The sequence below is a fragment of the Paenibacillus sp. FSL R7-0204 genome, from assembly GCF_038002225.1.
Taxonomy (GTDB): Bacteria; Bacillota; Bacilli; order Paenibacillales; family Paenibacillaceae; genus Paenibacillus_AQ.
On sequence record NZ_JBBOCA010000001.1, the window covers coordinates 5,524,724 to 5,540,806 of the forward strand.

At 50.6% G+C, this 16,083-nt stretch carries 15 protein-coding genes and 1 pseudogene; 2 read left to right on the top strand and 14 right to left on the bottom strand.

Annotated features, from left to right (window positions below; genetic code table 11):
* Positions 1-45: 45 nt before the first annotated feature.
* From MKX42_RS24230 to MKX42_RS24265, 8 genes are all read right to left on the bottom strand, one after another.
* The gene (locus MKX42_RS24230; protein ID WP_445669388.1) at positions 46-1,050 is read right to left on the bottom strand and encodes a CapA family protein; all 1,005 of its coding nucleotides are present in this window, start codon (positions 1,048-1,050) and stop codon (positions 46-48) included.
* Positions 1,051-1,182: 132 nt separating this feature from the next.
* Entirely contained in the window at positions 1,183-1,317 is a 135-nt protein-coding gene (locus tag MKX42_RS24235; RefSeq protein WP_340755226.1) for a hypothetical protein, read from the bottom strand.
* 81 nt (positions 1,318-1,398) lie between these two features.
* Complete coding sequence (locus MKX42_RS24240) at positions 1,399-2,058, bottom strand: class I SAM-dependent methyltransferase (RefSeq protein ID WP_340755228.1); 660 nt, start codon at positions 2,056-2,058, stop codon at positions 1,399-1,401.
* Positions 2,059-2,154: 96 nt separating this feature from the next.
* Positions 2,155-2,763: a CPBP family intramembrane glutamic endopeptidase gene (locus MKX42_RS24245; RefSeq protein WP_340755229.1), complete on the bottom strand. Its 609-nt coding sequence runs from the start codon at positions 2,761-2,763 to the stop codon at positions 2,155-2,157.
* A gap of 3 nt (positions 2,764-2,766) precedes the next feature.
* Positions 2,767-3,507 (bottom strand): MerR family transcriptional regulator, encoded by a 741-nt coding sequence (locus MKX42_RS24250; protein ID WP_340755230.1) that lies wholly within the window; start codon positions 3,505-3,507, stop codon positions 2,767-2,769.
* Between the two features lie 188 nt (positions 3,508-3,695).
* Positions 3,696-4,718, bottom strand: a complete 1,023-nt coding sequence (locus tag MKX42_RS24255) for an SDR family oxidoreductase (RefSeq protein ID WP_340755231.1) — start codon at positions 4,716-4,718, stop codon at positions 3,696-3,698.
* Between the two features lie 18 nt (positions 4,719-4,736).
* Positions 4,737-5,675: an aldo/keto reductase family protein gene (locus MKX42_RS24260; protein ID WP_340755232.1), complete on the bottom strand. Its 939-nt coding sequence runs from the start codon at positions 5,673-5,675 to the stop codon at positions 4,737-4,739.
* A 107-nt stretch (positions 5,676-5,782) separates the two neighbouring features.
* Entirely contained in the window at positions 5,783-6,382 is a 600-nt protein-coding gene (locus MKX42_RS24265; RefSeq protein WP_340757790.1) for a TetR/AcrR family transcriptional regulator, read from the bottom strand.
* Between the two features lie 123 nt (positions 6,383-6,505).
* Between MKX42_RS24265 and MKX42_RS24270 the strand changes: the two genes are divergently transcribed.
* A complete protein-coding gene (locus MKX42_RS24270; protein WP_340755233.1) occupies positions 6,506-7,051 on the top strand; it encodes a hypothetical protein in 546 nt (181 codons plus the stop codon).
* Between the two features lie 6 nt (positions 7,052-7,057).
* On the opposite strand, the gene MKX42_RS24275 is transcribed toward MKX42_RS24270, so the two are convergent.
* The gene (locus MKX42_RS24275) at positions 7,058-7,663 is read right to left on the bottom strand and encodes a DUF1349 domain-containing protein (protein WP_340755235.1); all 606 of its coding nucleotides are present in this window, start codon (positions 7,661-7,663) and stop codon (positions 7,058-7,060) included.
* A gap of 128 nt (positions 7,664-7,791) precedes the next feature.
* Here MKX42_RS24275 and MKX42_RS24280 point away from each other — a divergent pair.
* Positions 7,792-8,061 (top strand): annotated as a pseudogene (locus MKX42_RS24280) (SDR family NAD(P)-dependent oxidoreductase); the annotation flags it as partial.
* Between the two features lie 167 nt (positions 8,062-8,228).
* Here MKX42_RS24280 and MKX42_RS24285 read toward each other — a convergent pair.
* The 5 genes from MKX42_RS24285 to MKX42_RS24305 form a co-directional block, all read right to left on the bottom strand.
* Positions 8,229-12,548, bottom strand: a complete 4,320-nt coding sequence (locus tag MKX42_RS24285; RefSeq protein WP_340755237.1) for an S-layer homology domain-containing protein — start codon at positions 12,546-12,548, stop codon at positions 8,229-8,231.
* A 98-nt stretch (positions 12,549-12,646) separates the two neighbouring features.
* Positions 12,647-13,303, bottom strand: a complete 657-nt coding sequence (locus tag MKX42_RS24290; RefSeq protein ID WP_340755238.1) for a 3-oxoacid CoA-transferase subunit B — start codon at positions 13,301-13,303, stop codon at positions 12,647-12,649.
* On the bottom strand, positions 13,296-13,964 hold the full coding sequence (locus tag MKX42_RS24295; RefSeq protein ID WP_340755240.1) for a CoA transferase subunit A: 669 nt from the start codon (positions 13,962-13,964) through the stop codon (positions 13,296-13,298). Before MKX42_RS24295 ends, MKX42_RS24290 begins: the two co-directional genes overlap by 8 nt.
* Before the next feature lie 39 nt (positions 13,965-14,003).
* Positions 14,004-14,747, bottom strand: coding sequence for an acetoacetate decarboxylase (locus tag MKX42_RS24300; protein WP_340755242.1), 744 nt, complete (start codon positions 14,745-14,747; stop codon positions 14,004-14,006).
* A gap of 34 nt (positions 14,748-14,781) precedes the next feature.
* A complete protein-coding gene (locus MKX42_RS24305; RefSeq protein WP_340755244.1) occupies positions 14,782-15,966 on the bottom strand; it encodes an acetyl-CoA C-acetyltransferase in 1,185 nt (394 codons plus the stop codon).
* Positions 15,967-16,083 lie beyond the last annotated feature (117 nt).

Here is a 16,083-nt window from a genome sequence, read left to right on the forward strand (position 1 = left end):
CGGGCTTATATATTATGGCTCTGAATCGTTTCAGGCTAACTTACTTCACAGCTTCTCGCTGACTGCCCCGCCCGCTGCAATCTTCGCATTGAAGGAGAGCTGGTTCAGCTTCTTGATGGTTTCTTTATTGTAGGCATCCCCCATGAAATTCGGCTGGCCCCCAATGATTTTGACCGGTGTAATGCTGCTGGTTACCCCTGACGGGTTAATGGTGAAGTTAACCAGCATGGAATGCAGGGTCTTGTCTCCGCCCCGTGTAGAACGGTTGAACACAAAGTTGCCCAGTGAATAATAGATCGGCTTATGCTTGTAATATTCAATACCCATCAGACAATGACTGTGCGCGCCCAGGATGATATCTGCTCCGCTGTCGATCATCTGCTTGGCCAGCTTCCGGGCATACGCCTCAGGATAATCCTTGAATTCCTGATTCCAGTGAATATATACAACCGTATAATCATTATCCTTGGCAGACTTCTTAATCGCACTCAGCAGCGGCTCTGCCGTATAAGCTGAGGCTGCTCCCGGGCTGTTCTTGCCTGCATACCAGGAGGGGCTGGGCAGCACACGGCTTGTACCCAGAACGGCAATCCGCTTGCCCTTGACGGTCTTGACATACGGTTTGAACGCTTCTGCGATATTTGCACCCGCACCGGTGTGCCCAATATTGTTCTTATCCAGATGAATCAGCGTATCCAGCATCGCGGTCCGGCCGTAATCCAGAATATGGTTATTAGCAACGGTGACACCGTCGATTCCCGCTTTGCTTAATCCCGCAAGTGCCGCCGGCTTGGAGCGGAAGGCGAACGTCTTGCTGGCCGCAGCCCCGCGCACGGAGACCGGAGTCTCCAGATTGGCAAAAGCAAGATCTGCCTTCTGCAGTACCGGCGCTACCTTGGCGAATGGGAAATCAACACCATATTTGGCAATCTGGCCGCCGACAAAGCCATCCAGCAGAATATCCCCGGCAAACGTAAGGCGGATCTCATCCTGCGGGGCAACCCCCTTGGCGCTTATCCCCGCGGCAGGGACCAGCAGAAGCAGAATCATGAATATAACAGCATATCTGCGCAAAGTTCTCTAGCTCCTTTTACTAATGTAATATAATAATGACTGTGACTAGGAAATATAGAACACAACGCAGCGGTTAGCTTCACCTCATCCGGTTCCAGGGCAAACACCTCAGCGTCGGAAAAGTGCCCGATATAACTTATCGATATCCAGCTTGGGCCCGATTTCGTGCAGGCTCACTTCTTCCGTCCGGATCGACTGAAGCAATTCAGCATGTACAGCCAGATAATTGCCGATCATCCCCATGAGATTGTCTCCTTCTTTCTTCTGCCCTTGAAGCTATTCTACTACAATGGAAGGAAACAACCAAATGATGGATGAACTTTGCTAGATTTGCGCTTTTTTGAGCACTGCCCGGAAGCAGCTCAGGCCGCCCCACTGGTCTGTACGCACGGCATCTGCCGGAAGATTGAAATCCGTCTCGCCCCAATACTGAAATCCGGCCTGGAGCAGAATCTCATTCATCCGCGGCAGGTTTACGGTCGGATGATCAAAGGTCAGCACCAGCAGTCCTTCCCCATTAAGCGTTCTATGAAACTCACGGACGGCCAGTACTGCTTCCTGCACAGACAGATGCTCCAGCACCGAGATACAAAAAATCGTATCAAAGCTCTCATCCTCATAAGGCAGTGAGGTCAGATCAGCCTGGGCTAAGTGCAGCCTGTTCACAGGTCCGGTCTCCACCTGACGGGCTGCAGCTGCTCCGGCATCCTCGGTGATATTCTGCATAATCGCTTCATGCGACAGAATCCGGGCATCCTTATCACAGGCATAGACCTCAGCGCTATGCTCGGCAAGATAGAATTTGAGCGGATGAGAGATTCCGCAGGCTGCGTCCAGTACCACATCATGCGGTGAGATGAAATGCGTACACCATTCGTATTCATACGGACGGCTCCACCAGGCTTCCGGCAAATCATAAATCAGCTTGTCACGGCGTGCATCGGTATTCACAAAAAAACGGGAGACGTAAGGATGTGTCGGCATGGCCAGGACTCCTTTACTCGTGGGGATTTCGGTAGTGAGAGTATATTCACGAATCCCGGTTTCATGCTATAACCTCGCAGCAGCCTGACATGGGTATTATTTCGTAAGCTGCATAAAGTAGACCCCTATACCCAGATTATAAATGGCATGGGCAATGATGGATGGAATTAACGAATCCGTAAAATAGAACAATACAGCAAATATCAGACCATTAATGAATACTAATCCGTAAGCCAAACGTACCCCTTTGTACTGAGGGATATGAATAATCCAAAATAAAAAAGTACTTATACCGATTACAATGCCATCAAAAATAGGGCCATGACCGATAAACAGTCCAATTAATACGCCCCTGAAGAATAATTCTTCTACAATTCCTCCGCCCAGTGAGCTGACGGCAATGCCGCTTGGAGTTCTCATGATATTACGTATAATTTCCGTACCTTCCGACTGAGGAAGCACCGTTTTTGTTGTTATGATAAGACCAACCGAGATAAGCACTACAATCGTACCCACGATTAGTCCCAGCAAGGTAACTTCAAGAAAAGACATGTCACTTGGAACAAACAAGGACTGGATAAAGGGAGTGATTTCACCCCACCGGAAAATTGCAACGAGTGCTGCGCCTAAAACCAAAAACGGCACTAAACCTAACCCAATCTGGATCAGCCATTTATAATGCTGCCGGGTACTTAATTCACTCAATTTCTATTCTCCCCTTCCTTCGAACTGGTTGTTATAAAAGGCATGAATCGCTTCACCGAAAAATTCCGCCATATCATCAGGCAACAAAGCCCTCAGAATCTCTGACTGTTTGTCCAAGCTCCGCTCTGATTGAAAAAGCTCGTTCACAGATAAAGGAACAAGGTCTAACACTTCCTGTAGCTCGTGTTGTACCTCTTGACTCTCAGGACGCAGTCCAATGTCAATGGATGTCTGAAAAAAAGACAATAACCTCCGGTTTAAGAGATCGAACGCTGGCTGTTGCTGTTTGTTTTTGGGCATGATTTTATCCACCGTGGTTGCAGGAAAGTATTGTTGTAAAATCATTCTTTGATCTTCTTCTAACCGGATCGCATTCATGAGCAACATCAGCTCTTTATTGTTCAAATTGCCCGTTTCATTCATTACATTCTTAATCCGGGCTATCATTTCCAAGGATTCGTTTATTCTATTTCGCTTATCACGAAGCACCGCTTCCTGCATTTCCACCATTTCTCCAAAAGAATAAGCAGTCTCTTCAAGCATTTGTTTGATTTCAATCAGTGGCCAGCCCATAGTCTTAAGCAACTGTATGTTATAGAATTTCTTGAGATCATCTCTAGCATAAATTTTCTGATTGGCGTCGTTTTTCTTCCCAGGAACAAGAAGCCCGATTTTCTCATAATATCTTAGTGTCCTTATCGTCGTATCGACAGCGCTGGCGAATTGACCGACCGTAAGCTCCATATAATCCCCCCCAGGTATTACCGTTTTAGATTTATAAGTACTGTGTTTTTTATTATAAACTGTGACGTAACGTCCTACTCAATACCTAAGATTCAAGGTGGATCAATCCGCAAGCAAAACAGGTGCTACCCGTTAACGGACAGCACCTGCTCAGCGTAATCTATAGGACTTGTATTTATAAAATCTACTTATACATAATAGCTAAGCAGCTTCGCATCAACGCCATGCCTTGCAATCAATCCGTCCAGCATCTTGGACCAATCCTGGTCAACTGTGCACAATTCTGGATGGGCTTCGAACCAGGCAACCGACCGCTTCACGCCTTCCGTGAACGGCAGGGTAGCCTGGAAGTCAGGCACCAGACGTTTGATCTTGCTGTTGTCGAACACACTGCTGACCGCCTGATCCCCGATCAGCCCGTCCGCCGTTCCCGCCGGGGTATTCGCAGCGATGAAGTCTGTAGACATGTGTACCACCTTCGGCTCACGGCCTGCGGCCTCCCCAATGGCCGCATAGATCTGATTCCAGTTCAGCACCTCATCCGAGGTAATATGAACCGCTTCTCCAATCGCTTCCCGGAGTCCCAGCAAACCAACGAAGCCTTTGGCAAAATCCGTATTATGCGTCAATGTCCATAGAGAGGTGCCATCGCCATGAATTACGAGCGGCTGTCCCTTGCGGATGCGTTCCACCAGGGACCACGGATGGCTCCAGCTGGTCAGCGCCGCCGGAATGGCTGTATCTCCGTAAGTATGGGAAGGCCGGACAATGGTCACCGGGAAGCCGCTGCTCTGATACGCTTCCAGAAGCAGCTCCTCGGAAGCAATCTTGTCCCGGGAATACTGCCAGTACGGGTTCACCAGCGGAGTCTCTTCGGTAATCAGATAATTACGCTGGGGCTTCTGATACGCGGAAGCCGAGCTGATATAGATATACTGCCGCGTCTTGCCAGTGAACAGGTCAATATCTGTCTGCACATGCTCCGGCGTGAAGGCAATCCAGTCGACTACAACATCGAACTCATACCCCTTCAGCGCCTCGGCTGCCTGCTCCTTGTCACGGATATCACCGTGTATCACCTGTGCACCCTGCGGCACGAAGCTGCTGCGCTCTCCACGGTTGAACAGATACAGTTCTATTCCCCGTTCCACTGCCAGCCGGGAAACCGCCTGACTGATAAGTCCCGTTCCTCCGATAAATAGAACCTTCATCTGTATCCTCCCTCTCTCTTAACCGATAATTTCATCAATTCGTGCCAGTATATCCTCATTTAGCTCAATGCCCGAAGCCTTCACATTCTCCTCCACCTGCTCAGGGCGGCTCGCGCCGACCAGGGCACTGGATACATTAGGCTGGCGCAGAATCCAGGCCAGTGCCAGATTGCCTACGGAGATATCCAGTTCAGCGGCAACCTTGCCCAGCTCCTGAACCTTTGTAATCTTCTCCTCCGTAATTCCTTTGCGCATCCAGTCCAGCCGGGCAGCCCGGCTGTCTGCCGGAATATCGGAGGCCGAGCTGTACTTACCAGTCAGCAGGCCTTGAGCGAGCGGGGAGAACACGACTTGTCCGATTCCTTTGCGCAGTCCAAGCGGGATAATCTCCTTCTCGATATAACGTTCAAACATATTATAGACCGGCTGATTGACCACGATATGATCCAGCAGATACCGGTCGGCAACTGCAAGAGCTTCGGTCATCTGCGCCGCTGTCCATTCACTGACTCCCACATACAGCACCTTGCCTTGACGGACCAGATCATCAAGCGCCCGCAGCGTCTCTTCGATCGGGGTCTCCGGATCATACCGGTGACAGTAGAGCAGATCCACATATTCAGCACCCAGCCGCTTCAGGCTGGCATGGCATTGCTCGGTAATATGCTTCCGGGACAGGCCGCGGTCATTGGGTCCGTCACCCATTACCCCGAACACCTTAGTCGCCAGCACGTAGGATTCCCGCGGATAGCTGCTTAGGGTAGCTCCAAGTACCTTTTCCGCCGCCCCCTTCTCATAGACATTCGCGGTATCAAAAAAATTAATGCCCAGGGAGTAAGCGGTTTCAATGGCCTTAACGGCATTGTCCTGCTCCACATATCCTCCGTAGGTCAACCAGCTTCCCAGGCTGATCTCACTGACCTTAAGTCCGGTCCCACCTAATCTGCGGTATTTCATTAATCCCTTGCTCCTCTCTGAATCCGGCGTGTCCCACCAACCGGTTACTATATGCACCTATCCATTCTAGAACAATTTGGTAGAAATAGAAAGCGGAGCGGACGGCTCTACCGTTCCACTCCACTTCTGCAGATAGAGTCCAGGTGAACATTCAGTACCCGGATCACACGTTGTTTATTCATCCGGTCAGGCTCAAGCATGGCATGAAGGGCCAAGCCGTCAATAAGGGCATACAACCGTTCGGCTTCATCGTCCTTATCCAGCCCCTGATTGAAGAGAGCATGCTGATCCAGATAGTCCATAATTTGGACGATCAGCGGATAGATCGCATCATTAAGCTCAGTAGCTCTTTCCCCGCCAGTCTTGAGATGGAAGGTAAACGCGAACCATACCTCCATCTCAGCCATGCTGCTGTCGTCGGTAGGGAGCAGCTCCAGCAGCACCTTCAAAATCTGCTCCCGTGGAGGAAGCTCCGACTGCATAATATCCACAATTCTCGCTGTTACGCGCTCCTTTACCAGATTCATAGCAAACTCCAGCAATTCCTGCTGAGTAGAGAAATAATGGCGCAGCGCGCCCAAGGATACACCCGCTTCGGCAGCAATATTACGTACCGTAGCCCCTTTGATTCCCCGCCGGATAATGACCCGCCAGGTAGCTTCAGCAATATTCGATTTTCGTTCGGAATGATCTACAATTTTTGGCATGCCCATATTGTAGCATACCCGAAATGATAAGCACAATTTAAATAATACGATTGTATTATTTAAATTCCGCTGTTATACTTCGACTAAGCTATACTTACTATCAACTATAACAAGGGGTGCTATATGAATCTGGTTGCATGGGCGATTGTTACCTGTGAAGTGTTGTTCTGGGTGGTCATTCTTGCAGGCTTTACAGCGCGTTATATCTTCAAGCGGTCTACACTGGGACTGATTTTGCTGGCGATGACTCCGGTCCTCGATATCCTGCTGTTACTGATCTCCGGCGTGGATTTGGCACAAGGCGCTACCGCTACGACAGCACATGCGCTTGCAGCCGTGTATATTTCCGTATCCATTGTATTCGGTAAAAGCATGATCGCTTGGGCCGACGCACGCTTCCGCTACTATGTTACCAAGCAAGGCGCGAAGCCGGCCAAGCGTTACGGCATGGATCACGCCAAGCATTATTTCCAGGGCTGGGTGAAGCATTTACTCTCTTTTGTGCTCGCTGCCGGCATTCTCTATGGTCTCATAATCTGGATTGACGATGCCGCCCGCACGGAAGCCCTCTTAAGTATCCTGACAGTATGGTCCGTGGTGGTCGGTATTGACCTGATCATCACTGTTACTTATTTCATCTGGCCCCGACAGGCCAAAGGTTCAAGCTGAGCCGGCTTATACGCCGGCTCTTATATTTTTCACCGTCCGCTGCTCCAGTAAGAAATTCTTGTATATTCTATCCCCGCCATCGCCGGTAGGGGCTTGGGCCAACAACCCGACCTTGACCGTGTCTCCCGCCGGAAGAGTAAAGAAACGCATCATATCAAAGCGTACACCGTCGGTCGAATAATGAAAAGCAAAGGCATTCCCGGATCTGGCGGCCTGCAGCCACACCTCATTGCCCTCAATATTGCAGCCATTCGCATCATCCGAGGTCTGGTTCGTAACTACGCTGACCACCGCATGGGTATCGAAATCGGTCAGCTCAAAGCAGGCCTTCGCCCAGACCGACAGGTCCTGCATAATCATAATAGAAGAAGAATCGTACGTGTCCCGGAAGTCATGACTCACCTTCACCCGCAGCACGAAATCCCCGGATACTTCAGTATAGAAAAACGGCGCATTCGTCAGACTCTCAGGAGTCAGCCCTTCTTCCGCAACCGCCCCATTATTGCAGAAAAAATCACTGTTAGCAGTGGCTTCTATTATAATACTGTCATCCTCAAACCTGATGTTCCCCTCATTCATCCATTGGTACGCTGCGAAATCCATCTTAGTCATTTGGTAATCCTCCTATGTTTGGATATTTCTAATTAATTGCAAAGCAATCACATCCTATAGCAAAATGGAAAAATAATATATAGCAATATTTTGACAGACTCTTGAAATTGACAGACTCTTGAAAATTACAAGTCAATGTCCTGGTGAACAATGCCGGGATTCAGCAGCACTTCAATGTACAGACAGCGGATGTGAGGAAACATTGGGCTGATTTCAATTAGGAAATCACCACCAACCTTGAAGCCCCTCTACATCTGGCTATGCTGTTTGCTCCATTATTCGCAGCTCAGGAAGCCGCAACCATCATTAACGTGACCTCCGGCCTGGCCTTTACTCCGTTTGCCATCGCACCCATCTATTCAGCAACCAAGGCGGCCCTTCATTCGTTCACAGTGTCTTCAGCTCTCATCTGAAGTAAAAATTGCAATTGGAATAATTAGCTGCGTTCGTATTTAAATCGTAGACAACTGCCTTACCCTCCGCTTTACCTTGTTAGAAAAAGAGCAGCCCCGATTAAATGGAGCTGCCCATTTCTGCTCTGAAGCTTTAGCTTTATCTATTTATCTTACTCCTCACCCGCTTCAACAAGCTTATCCATGAGCCGTACAATCATCACTACAGCTTCAGCGCGGGAAGCAGATTCCTTTGGTTTGAAGGCGCCATTGCCTTTCCCTGAGACAATTCCTGCATTAGCGAAGGCATTAATTGGCTCTGCAGCCCAGCTTGCCGGGAGGTCAGAGAATGGTGCCGGTGTGCCGGGAACATAGCTTGTAAGACGCGCCAGCATAGCAACAGCTTCCGCGCGGGTGATCTCCTGCTTGGGGTGGAAGGAACCATCGGCGTATCCCTGAATGACTCCATGCTGTTGAAGCGCCGCAAGTGCCATAGAAGCCCAATGCCCATGCGTATCAGAGAATCCGGTCCCCTGCGACCCCGTGAGACCAAAAGCTTTTGTGAGCATTACAGCAAACTCAGCGCGTGATACTTTGGCTTCAGGATGGAATGAACCATCCGCGTAACCCGTTATCATCCCCATCCGGGCTGCACGATCAATGAATGATGCACTCCACAGAACGGCAGGTACATCCTGGAACTTGACAACTGCAGCCGTCCGGCTTTTTGCAACGATAGATTTAAGCGTATCTAAGTCCAAGGTGTCTTTCAGGACAGGCCTGGTTACCGTTGGCTTTGCGGGACCGGCAGTTATAGCCGGTGTTGGTGCCGGTGTCGTCGTTGCTGTTGGTGACGGTGTTGCTGTCGGTGTTACCGCCGGCTTTGGTGCTGGCGTTGCTGCCGGTGTTCCTCCCGATTGTGGCGTTGGCGTTGGTGTCGGCGTCGGCGTTGCCACCGGTACCGTTCCGCCCTCAACCACGATGGGAATCGCAATGGTTAAGCCGCCGAAGGAAGCAGTAATCGTTACCCCGCCCCCCGCTGCAATCCCCGTAATGATCCCCTTGTCCGATACCGAGGCAATTGAAGGATCTGAAGTCGTCCAATGGACCTGATCTGTAACCACTGTACTTACTCCATTGTCATATACCGCCGTAATCACGGATGCTGCTTGTTTGTTCACCTGCAAGGTGTGTGTACCAGGATCGGCGGTCAGCTTCAGCAGTTTAGGCAGCGTACCTTCTGTCTGAACAGTTACCGATAACTTCACCGGCGGCAGGTTGCCGTAATTCGCCTGGATGGTCGCCTCGCCAACTCCAACGGCATGAATAACGCCCTCCGCGTCTACTGTAGCTGCCTGTTCATTAGAAGATGTCCATATGGCTTGATTCGTGACATCGGCAGTGGAGTTATCGTTATAAGTAGCCGTAAGCACCGTTGCGTGTTTGTCGCCGACATTCAGCTTCAATTCGGCCGGGGCTACGGCCACGGAAGTCACTGTCCGCTCATCCTTTTTCACAATCGTATAGTTGTCAATGAATTCTGCGCTTTGCGTAGTTCGGGCTTGGATTACGATCTTATCATGGCTCACCTGAATGGCCGAATAGACTGGAACATCCTCGTCAAACATGAAATCCAGATACTCGTATTTGCTTCCATCGTAGAACTTCCAGCCAGACGCCCCGCCGTCCAGATAGACCGTACCTTGCTCTCCGCTTGGCAGCGGCTTGCCTTTGCTCATCGGATAGGTCCGCGCATATACATGGTCATGGCCTTCCAGCACCAGATCGACCTTCAATTCTTCGAGTATAGGAGCAAAATAAGTCTGTGTGTATTCAATCAGATTGCCGCGCCCATCTTCGGTATGATAGGCAGGTTTGTGGAACATGACAATCTTCCATTTTTTATGACTGCTCAGAAGATCCTCGCGCAGCCACTCCGCTTGCTTGCCCATCGTGACTTCGTCTGCTTCAGAGTTCAGTACCACGAAATGCACCTCTCCTGAGTCGAACGAATAGGCATACTCCTTCTGGAGCTCAGGTCCGTTAACAGGAAGCCCCAAGCCTTTGGCGAAAATGTACTTTCCTCCCCCTTTTACATCATGATTCCCCATGGCATACGCTGAAGGAACAGAGGAGGAATAGACCGAGGAGGCTTGCCAGAACTGGTTCCATTCATTCAAAACCGCCCCATCATCGACCATATCACCGCCATGCATAACGAACTGGGTATCGGGATAATTAGTGAGCGCATTCTTGATCAATTGTTGATAGGTCTCCAGCCCGTTATCCCCTTTGGTATGCGAATCGGTTACAAATACAAAAGAAACGGGCTTGTCCGGCGCAGCCTCCACCGTCTTATAATTGGACCAATCGCTCCAATGGCCTTCGTAGCCAACTCTGTAATGATAGCCCGTACCCGGCTCAAGACCCGTGACTAATGCGTTATGAAACTTGATTTCGCCCATAGGTCCGCCTGCAACCTCAGGAATGACCTCCACCTCGGAGAGCGCGCGCTGCGTAGCTGCTTTTGCCGGAGCATTCGTCAGATCACTATCCACCCAATCACTATCTTTCATATACTGGATGTAAGCTTCTTGAACAGTCGGCGCGGTCTGCCACCCTACACTCATCATCGTCTTCATATCTTCGGTTACAAAGGTCTGCACATATTGCGGATCTGCCCCGCCAAACGGAGCTACAACATTCATACTGATACTCTCGCTGGTACCGCCATCCTTGACAGCCTGCACGCTCCAAGTGCCAATGGCAAGGTTAGTCAGGGACGTATGGATCTCTCCCTTGGCATCCGTCAAGCCCAATCCTGTGGTGAAATCACTCTGCTCCACGTCTGCGGATGAGATGTATCCCGCCTTGCTGCCATCCGGCAAATACACCTTGATGAATCCGGAGGCACTGCCTGTTGTGGCGAACATCCGATCCCCTTTCGCTACGGCGAGCAGCACAGCGGTCGAAGGATCAGCTTTTTTTAAGATATCGGAGCTGTTAGCAGTTACAGTCACATAGGTCTGAGGACCGCTTGCATCAGTGAAATCAATCCCGGCCCCTTCTACAGGTTCTCCGGCACGGGAAGTGACGGTGATGATGCTCTGTGTCTGTAGACCTGATCCCTTGATGCTGAGCTTGTAAGGAAACCCGATCTTATACCTAAGCGGGGAGGCTAAGGAAGGAACTGGCGTCCCGCTTTCATACCCGAAACTGCCTTCCACCATGGCCATCTGCTTAGCCGTCTCGCCGCGTTCCATTTTCGCAGACCGGTTCACTTCAAAATCAATACTTGCCAGAGCATCCGCCTGATCCCCTTGCAGTCCCTCTGCGCTGACTTCAACATAGCCGCCTGAATTATCGAGAGTCGTCTGCACATGGCTGAGGCCGGAGCGTGCAGTAATCACATTTGCCTGTAGTGTCTCTGGATCGAACTTGATTCTGGCATGGAAGCTCTTGGCTTCGCCTACGTCCGCCGCCTTCAGCTTCAGCCGGTAGGTCTCATTACTGACAGCCTCCTCCGGGGCTTCCAAGGTAAATCTGGCTCCATGCTCAATCTGAAAAGCATATTCAGCCGCTGCCGGATTGCCGGCCCTATCCTTCACTTCTGCCAGCACTTGATGATAACCTCCGGCCAGCGGAAGCGCCGGGTGATAGGTAATCTGCTTAAGATTCAGATCATAGGCATAAGTTGACGGTGCCGCAGCCTGACCATCCACCGTTAACCGGATGGAGTCCGGATCAATGCCCGACTTGGCATCCTCCGCTGATAGAATAAGGTCAGAGACAGGAGCCCTCAAGGTTTGATTAGGAGCCGGTGCCGCTGGAGTTAACACTGGAACATCCATATCTTCATTAATGGGCTCATCATAGATCAGTCTGACGTCATCAATCCAAATCGAGCCTTTATTCTTTTTGCTCATTTGTCTTTCTTTCATCTGGAAGTAGAAGGCCAGTGTACCCGGCATGGTCAGGTCTGAACCTATATCCGCCTCAACATACTTCCAGCCGCTCCAGTCGATCCCGGTCTCTTCACTCCTGATTTCATACGTTTTGGATTTGCCGGTGGAAGAAACATAGAACTTGGAGGTCAGGCCATGACCTTCCTGATTGGCATATACCCACATCCCGATTCTCTTAGGCGTTCGGCTAGATAGCGGAAGCTGAGTCGCCGGACCCACGGCAACCTGAGAGGGGTTATCGGTTATGCCAATGAAGTCATAATCAATCCGCAGGGACTTCGCTCCGCTATGTACGTATTTCGGATTCGTCTCCAGCGCCAGGCTACCGCTATGAATGCGGGCACTGTCAAAGGTTAGGTCCGTCAAGCTCACCTGTTCAAAATCCTCTACCTTCACGATACCGCTGGGTTCCGCCGCATCCCCAAAGGCAGTCGGTAACGGAGATAGAGCAGGGGTAAGGATGGGAAGCAGAACCGTCATAGCCAAGATCCCGCTTAATACTTTCTTTACAAATGGATGATTACTCACGAACTTTCACGCTCCTTGTTGTCTGTTCTAGTAGACAGCATAACGGCGTAATATGTTCGTAGAGTCATCACAATGTAAACATATTAAATTTTATTGTATTAGACAGCAATCCCCTTCAGGTCCGGGGAGATCCATAGCTCGGCCCCCGTTGCCTGCTGAACGTCTTCTACCGTCAGACCCGGTGCAATTTCCATCAGCATCAGCCCCTGGCCCGGGATCACCTCAATGACCGCCATTTCAGTGACAATCGTGTTTACGACATGTACCGCCGTCAGGGGGAGCTTGCAGTCTTTCACAATTTTCGGCTGTCCGTCCTTGCTCACATGATCCATGGCGATAATGACCCGTTTAGCCCCGACTACCAGATCCATAGCTCCGCCCATGCCCGGTACTTTTTTCCCCGGAATCATCCAGCTTGCAAGATTGCCCTGCTCATCGACTTCAAGCGCACCTAGCACAGTAATGTCCACATGCCCCCCACGGATGATCGAGAAGGAGACCGCGCTGTCAAAATAGCAGGCTCCGGCTATCGTGGTCACGAAGCTGCCGCCAGAATCTATACAATCGATGTTTTCTTCTGACTTCGCCGCTTTGGGGCCGACTCCAAGTATTCCGTTCTCCGCCTGTAACATAATCTGGACATGATCAGGAATATAGTCTACCGCCAGGGTCGGCATACCGATCCCCAGATTCACCACATCGCCGTCCTTGAACTCCTGGGCGATTCTTCTCACAATGAATTCCCGGTTATTCATGCGTATTCCCCGCCTTTACAATGGCATCAATCAAGATTCCCGGGACATTGACATGATTGGGATCAATCTCCCCGAGCTTCACATAATTATCTACCTCAGCTACTACATAATCCGCTGCCATCGCCATGACGAAATTGAAGTTCCGGGAAGAGCCGTCGATCACCAGATTCCCCGCCTCGTCCGCCTTATGGGCCCGGATTAGTGCCACATCTGCATGGAGAGGCAGCTCGAGTAAATAGTCCCTCCCTTCAATATCGAGCTTCCTCTTACCTTCCTCTACAATCGTCCCTACTCCTACAGGGGTTAACACACCACCCAGCCCCGCTCCACCAGCCCGGATTTTCTCAGCTAACGTGCCCTGCGGATAGAGATTCACCTCCGCTTCTTTGGTCATCAGCAGCCTTCCCGTTTCCGGGTTGGAGCCGATATAGGAGGCATAGATCCGCTTGACCCGGCCGCTTTTGACCAGCTTATAGATCGATAATTCCGGGGTGCCGGTATCATTGGAAATTAGCGAGAGCTGACCGGCTGACTGCGTCTCGACAAGCGCACGCACCAATTCTTCGGGGTGGCCTCCAGCCAGAAAACCGCCGACCATCACGGTATCTCCATCCTTCACCCTCTTCACGGCGTCTTCGGCAGAGATTAATTTGTTTATCATAGATTTCAGGCTCCTTGTTTATTATTGGAGAAAAGCTGGCTACTGGATGATATAGTCATGAATGACTTTGCCGTAGGGCAGCGTTAGATCAGCAATGAAATGCTTTCCCCCGCGGTACGTCTTCACCGGCAAATCGGCTACAGGGGCATTCACATGGGGAATCAGGCTTAAGCGGGCCGGCCCGGTCCAAGCGCCTTTTACGTGAACATCTTCAAGAGTGTAGGCAACCAGCTGCGCAATCTTGGGGGTCCCATCCACATCGGGAATCAGCTTCAGATTCACTTGGGTTTTGGCGATAGCTCTAGCAGTGTCCTCTATATCCAGCAGATTTTGCTTGTAAGGCATCGTTCCCACGGCCACCAGGACATCGTTATAATATAGCGTGCCGGTCAGCGTCTCTGTACCTGCAACTGTCAGGCGGGGAGAGGCCCACTTTTTGGGGAACCCCCAGATCTCCCGTCCTCCCAGAATGGCAGGCGCATTATTCAGATACATCTGAGCCACAAAATTGCACGGCTCCCCCTGAAAGGTACACGGAATCACGATCCCGCTCTCCTCATAGCTTCCCAGGCCCGACGAATCGGGCATCTTGATCCATTCATAAGACACGGTGTTACTTCCATCCGGCTGCAAGGGTTCCGGGACCGCCTGTCTGATCGCAGCAGGGTCAGATTCATAAGTGATGACCATAAATTCACGGTCAATGAAGCGGTAGGGCGGACGCCCGTAACCTGGACTGGCCGCAGGCATGGATTGCAGCGATAGCACCTCTTTTGCATTCATAATGATCTTAAACTCCCTTTCTGTCATAGTTGTGTTAATAACGTGCGTTCTCAACTAGCATGGCAATGCCCATCCCCGTTCCGATGCACAAGCTGGCTATACCGTAATGCGACGATCTCCGTACCATTTCATGCACCAGTGTAACTAACACTCTGGCTCCACTTGCCCCGACAGGATGTCCAATCGCAATAGCGCCGCCGTTGACGTTCACCTTCTCAGGGTTAATCTCAAGCTCATGTAATACCGCGATGGCCTGTGCCGCAAAAGCTTCATTAATCTCGAACAGATCGATGGCATGAAGAGGAATGCCCTGGTCCTTAAGCAGCGACTTAATGGCTCTTACCGGACCCATCCCCATATACGCAGGGTCTACGCCCACCAGTGAATAGCCCTTAATATAGGCTAAAGGCTCTACCTCTTGCTCCTTGCATTTGTCTTCCGACATGACCAGCACAGCCGCCGCTCCATCATTGATCCCCGAAGCATTCCCGGCAGTCACTGACCCGTTTTCCTTAAAAGCAGGCTTCAGATGAGCAAGCTTCTCTTTGCTGACCTCTCCTCTTACATGCTCATCCTCCGCGAACCAGACTGTCTCCTTTTTGATTTTGGTCATCACGGGCACAATCTGCTCGGCAAAAACCTGGTTCCGTTTAGCTTCGGCGGCCTTGATCTGGCTGTTGTAGGCAAACTCATCCTGCTCCAATCGCGAAATATGATATTTTTCGGCAATGTTCTCGGCAGTAATGCCCATATGATATTTATTGACCGGACAGGTCAGGCCATCTGCAACCACGGTATCTATCAGCTCGCTGTTTCCAAGCTTATAGCCGTTTCTTGCATTTCTCAGCACATAAGGGGCATTCGACATACTCTCCATCCCTCCGGCCATGAGGATACTCCCTTGTTCAGCCCGAATAGAGTTGTAAGCTAAAGCAACGGCATGAAGCCCTGAACCGCAAACGGTATTAATGGTTGTTGCAGGTACTTCAATCGGAATACCAGCTTGCAGCGCCGCCTGTCTGGCAGGATTCTGACCCTCGCCCGCCTGTAGAACATTGCCCAGATAAATCTGCTCCACTAAAGCAGGCTCTACATGGCTTTGCTGAAGGCAGGCGGTCATTACCTTTGCTCCTAATTCCGTAGCACCAAGTGTCGAAAGTCCGTTGTTAAATGAACCAACTACAGTCCGTAAGGGTCTAACCAATGCAACTCTGTTCACGAAATCTCACATTCCTTTCTGATGGTATTAGACTTACATGCGGGTATTTATCACGATGTATGAGAGAGTATGCGTTACGGCTTAGATCGGCTTAATCAGTTTGATTAGCTTGATCGG

Coding starts and splice junctions, on each gene's coding strand:
- MKX42_RS24230 (WP_445669388.1), bottom strand. CDS start 1,050: ATGATTCTGCTTCTGCTGGTCCCTGCCGCGGGGATAAGCGCCAAGGGG.
- MKX42_RS24235 (WP_340755226.1), bottom strand. CDS start 1,317: ATGGGGATGATCGGCAATTATCTGGCTGTACATGCTGAATTGCTTCAG.
- MKX42_RS24240 (WP_340755228.1), bottom strand. CDS start 2,058: ATGCCGACACATCCTTACGTCTCCCGTTTTTTTGTGAATACCGATGCA.
- MKX42_RS24250 (WP_340755230.1), bottom strand. CDS start 3,507: ATGGAGCTTACGGTCGGTCAATTCGCCAGCGCTGTCGATACGACGATA.
- MKX42_RS24255 (WP_340755231.1), bottom strand. CDS start 4,718: ATGAAGGTTCTATTTATCGGAGGAACGGGACTTATCAGTCAGGCGGTT.
- MKX42_RS24260 (WP_340755232.1), bottom strand. CDS start 5,675: ATGAAATACCGCAGATTAGGTGGGACCGGACTTAAGGTCAGTGAGATC.
- MKX42_RS24265 (WP_340757790.1), bottom strand. CDS start 6,382: ATGCCAAAAATTGTAGATCATTCCGAACGAAAATCGAATATTGCTGAA.
- MKX42_RS24270 (WP_340755233.1), top strand. CDS start 6,506: ATGAATCTGGTTGCATGGGCGATTGTTACCTGTGAAGTGTTGTTCTGG.
- MKX42_RS24275 (WP_340755235.1), bottom strand. CDS start 7,663: ATGACTAAGATGGATTTCGCAGCGTACCAATGGATGAATGAGGGGAAC.
- MKX42_RS24290 (WP_340755238.1), bottom strand. CDS start 13,303: ATGAATAACCGGGAATTCATTGTGAGAAGAATCGCCCAGGAGTTCAAG.
- MKX42_RS24295 (WP_340755240.1), bottom strand. CDS start 13,964: ATGATAAACAAATTAATCTCTGCCGAAGACGCCGTGAAGAGGGTGAAG.
- MKX42_RS24300 (WP_340755242.1), bottom strand. CDS start 14,747: ATGAATGCAAAAGAGGTGCTATCGCTGCAATCCATGCCTGCGGCCAGT.